Below are 3,440 nucleotides of genomic sequence, written 5' to 3' on the forward strand. Positions count from 1 at the left end.
AATATTATTCGAATATTATCAATCAGTTCCATATACTCTTCACGCGTATGTTGTCTGTTCATTCTTTCTAAAACAGTAGTGCTTCCAGATTGTACAGGCAAATGAATGTATTTACAAATATTTTCGTGTTTTGCCATAGTATGAATTACATCTAAGCTCATATCCTGAGGGTTAGATGTTGAAAAGCGAAAACGTGTTTTAGGGAATTCTGTGGCTGCTAGATCTAATAATTGTGCAAAATCTACGGCAGTTGCTTTTGCAATTTCAGAAGCATTTTTAAAGTCCTTTTTTAAACCACCTCCATACCAAAGGTAACTATCAACATTTTGACCTAATAAAGTAATTTCTTTATAATTTTTAGCTACTAAATCTCTAACTTCTTCCAAAATACTTTTTGGATCTCGGCTGCGTTCTCGTCCACGTGTAAAAGGAACTACGCAAAAAGTACACATATTATCACACCCTCTTGTAATTGAAACAAAAGCTGAAACACCGTTGCTATTTAATCTAACTGGAGAAATATCTCCGTATGTTTCTTCTTTAGAAAGTATAACATTTACAGCATCTCTACCAGCACTTACTTCTGCTAATAAATTGGGCAAATCCTTATAAGCATCTGGTCCAACAACTAAATCAACAATTTTTTCTTCTTCTAAAAATTTCGCTTTTAAACGTTCTGCCATACATCCTAAAACACCAACCTTCATGGTCGGATTTATTTTTTTAACAGCATTGTATTTTTCTAAACGTTTGCGAACCGTTTGTTCTGCTTTTTCTCTTATTGAACAGGTATTTACCAATACCAAATCTGCTTCTTCTAGCAAATGTGTAGTGTTGTAACCTTCTTTGGAAAGTATTGATGCAACAATTTCAGTATCATTTAAATTCATTTGGCAACCATAACTTTCTATAAAAAGTTTTTTATGATTTCCTTCTTTATGATCTGTTAAAAGTGCTTGGCCTTGTTTTTTTTCTTCTATAACTTTTTCGCTACCCATATCTTCTTATTGGATTGCAAAGATATAACCAATTTTCTAAAAATATGACATATTGGCAGAATTTTAACAATCGTTTGAGGTGACTAATATGTAGTGGTTATATAGTAAAATTTAGGCCTGTATATTTTTACGTTCCTGTGAATCTGCTTGTCGGATGGGCAGAAATGGGAATCCAAATCAAGCCACAATTTAAAAAAAATCACCTCACAGGGTTCAACACTAAAACGAAGGATGAAATCTAGATTTCAAAATAATAATAGTGACTAAATAATCCTCATCAATAAATATATATAACTCTCAATGTAGCGTTTTAGTAAATTTTAACGTTTTAATAATGTGTACCTTAATAATTTAAATACAACTAACAAACAGTAAATATATACGAATATGAAAACCAGATATCTTTTTTTTATAGCTATATCATTCTTTTTTCTAATTTCTTGTGATTCTAAAGATGAATTTGAAACCGTAAATGTTGCAAAAGCAGAATTTATGTCTTTAGAGGCATTTAGAGCATCTGTAGATATTGTTGCCCCAACTCCAATTATTGAGTCTGGAAAAATTTATGCATATAACAATTTAGTATTGGTGAATGATATTGACAAGGGAATTCATATTATAGATAATTCAAACCCTACAGCTCCAGTTAAAATTGCTTTTATAAAAATAAAGGCAACAAAAGATATGGAGATTAAAGGCAATTATTTATACGCAGATAGTTTAATGGATTTGTTGGTTTTTGATCTTTCAGATATCAATAATATTTATGAAGTTGCACGTTTAAAAGATGTGTTTCCGGGCTATATTCCAATGCCATTTATAGAAAATTTAGTTGTTGATTATGGAGAAAATGGGAATCAGGCAGGTGAAATAATTGTAGGTTGGAATATTACTCAAGAAGAACGAAGAATAGATGATGAAAGAAATTATAATACTGGAGGTGTGGTTTTTAATGATTTTGTGACTCTTGCTTCTGCAGAATCTACTGGGCAAGGTGGTTCTTTAGCACGTTTTAAAATTGTAAATGATTATTTGTATGCGGTTGACAGTCATAATATTAATATTTTTGACATTACCAATCTAGCAACACCTAGAGAGCTGCAAGAAGTGCATGCAGGATTTGATATTGAAACGATTTTTAATAAAGACGATTTACTTTTTTTAGGAAGTATGAGCGGTATGTATATTTTTAATATTGAAGCTCCTGCCACACCAACATTTATTTCGGAATTCCAACACGGAACAGCTTGTGATCCAGTTGTAGTAGACGATAATTATGCCTACATAACTTTGAGAGCGGGTAATTTTTGTGGTGCTTTTGAAAGTAGCTTAGAAATAGTTGATATTTCAGATGTGTACAATTTAGAACTTGTAAAATCGTATCCAATGGACAATCCGTATGGTTTGGGTATAAAAGACAACTTGCTTTTTATTTGTGATGGAACTTCAGGTTTAAAAGTATATAATAAAACAAAAATTGAAGATTTAGAATTGCTAAACACATTCAAAAACATAACCACTTTTGATGTAATTCCAATGCAAAATAAATTGCTGTTGATTGGCGATAATACATTGTTTCAATATAATTATTCGGATAAAGGGCTTACTTTATTGAGCGAATATCAGTTAAATTAAAAATAGTTTTTCTAGTAAAAACAGGCTTTGTAGCCTGTTTTTTTTATTTTTAGCAAATAGTTTTTGATAAGTATTAAAAATCTTATATACATTTGCAATCCAAAAGCACCTAAATATATATAAGGTGTTTTTTATGAAACGAGCATATTAAAATGTTTATCAATTAACGAAATAATTGATAGCAAACTGCATGTGACCTTTTAGATATAATAAAGATTGACACATGAAAAAAGAAAAGATTTATGGCAAAAAATTTGGTAATAGTAGAGTCACCTGCAAAGGCAAAAACAATAGAAAAATTTTTAGGAAAAGACTTTCAAGTCGAATCTAGTTTTGGGCATATTGCAGATTTACCTTCTAAAGAAATTGGAATAAATGTTGATGGAGATTTTATGCCAAATTATGTAGTTTCTACAGATAAGAAAGCTATTGTAAAAAAATTAAAAAGTTTAGCTAAAAAAGCAGATACTGTTTGGTTAGCTTCGGATGAGGATCGCGAAGGAGAAGCAATTGCTTGGCATTTATACGAGCAACTAAAGTTAAAAGATGAAAAAACTAAGCGTATTGTTTTTCATGAGATTACTCAAAAAGCAATATTAAAAGCTGTTGAAAACCCGAGAAGTATAGATTACCATTTGGTAAATGCACAACAAGCGCGTAGAGTTTTAGATAGATTGGTTGGTTATGAATTATCGCCAGTGTTATGGAGAAAAGTAAAAGGAGGCTTGTCTGCCGGGAGAGTACAATCTGTTGCAGTTAGATTAATAGTTGAAAGAGAGCGTGAAATAGCCAATTTTACACCAGTTG

General features: G+C 31.0%; 3 protein-coding genes. 2 read left to right on the top strand and 1 reads right to left on the bottom strand.

The genetic code is table 11. The features are described from left to right. On the bottom strand, positions 1 to 998 hold a 998-nt coding region (locus tag AB1Z17_RS11115; protein WP_368051864.1), incomplete at its 3' end, for a MiaB/RimO family radical SAM methylthiotransferase. A 387-nt stretch (positions 999 to 1,385) separates the two neighbouring features. Here AB1Z17_RS11115 and AB1Z17_RS11120 point away from each other — a divergent pair. Beyond that, the gene (locus AB1Z17_RS11120; RefSeq protein ID WP_368051865.1) at positions 1,386 to 2,633 is read left to right on the top strand and encodes an LVIVD repeat-containing protein; all 1,248 of its coding nucleotides are present in this window, start codon (positions 1,386 to 1,388) and stop codon (positions 2,631 to 2,633) included. 242 nt (positions 2,634 to 2,875) lie between these two features. After that, positions 2,876 to 3,440, top strand: a 565-nt coding sequence (locus AB1Z17_RS11125) for a type IA DNA topoisomerase (protein WP_368051866.1), incomplete at its 3' end; no start/stop codon positions are given.

The sequence above is a fragment of the Lutibacter sp. genome (assembly GCF_040883305.1).
Classification (GTDB): Bacteria; Bacteroidota; Bacteroidia; order Flavobacteriales; family Flavobacteriaceae; genus Lutibacter.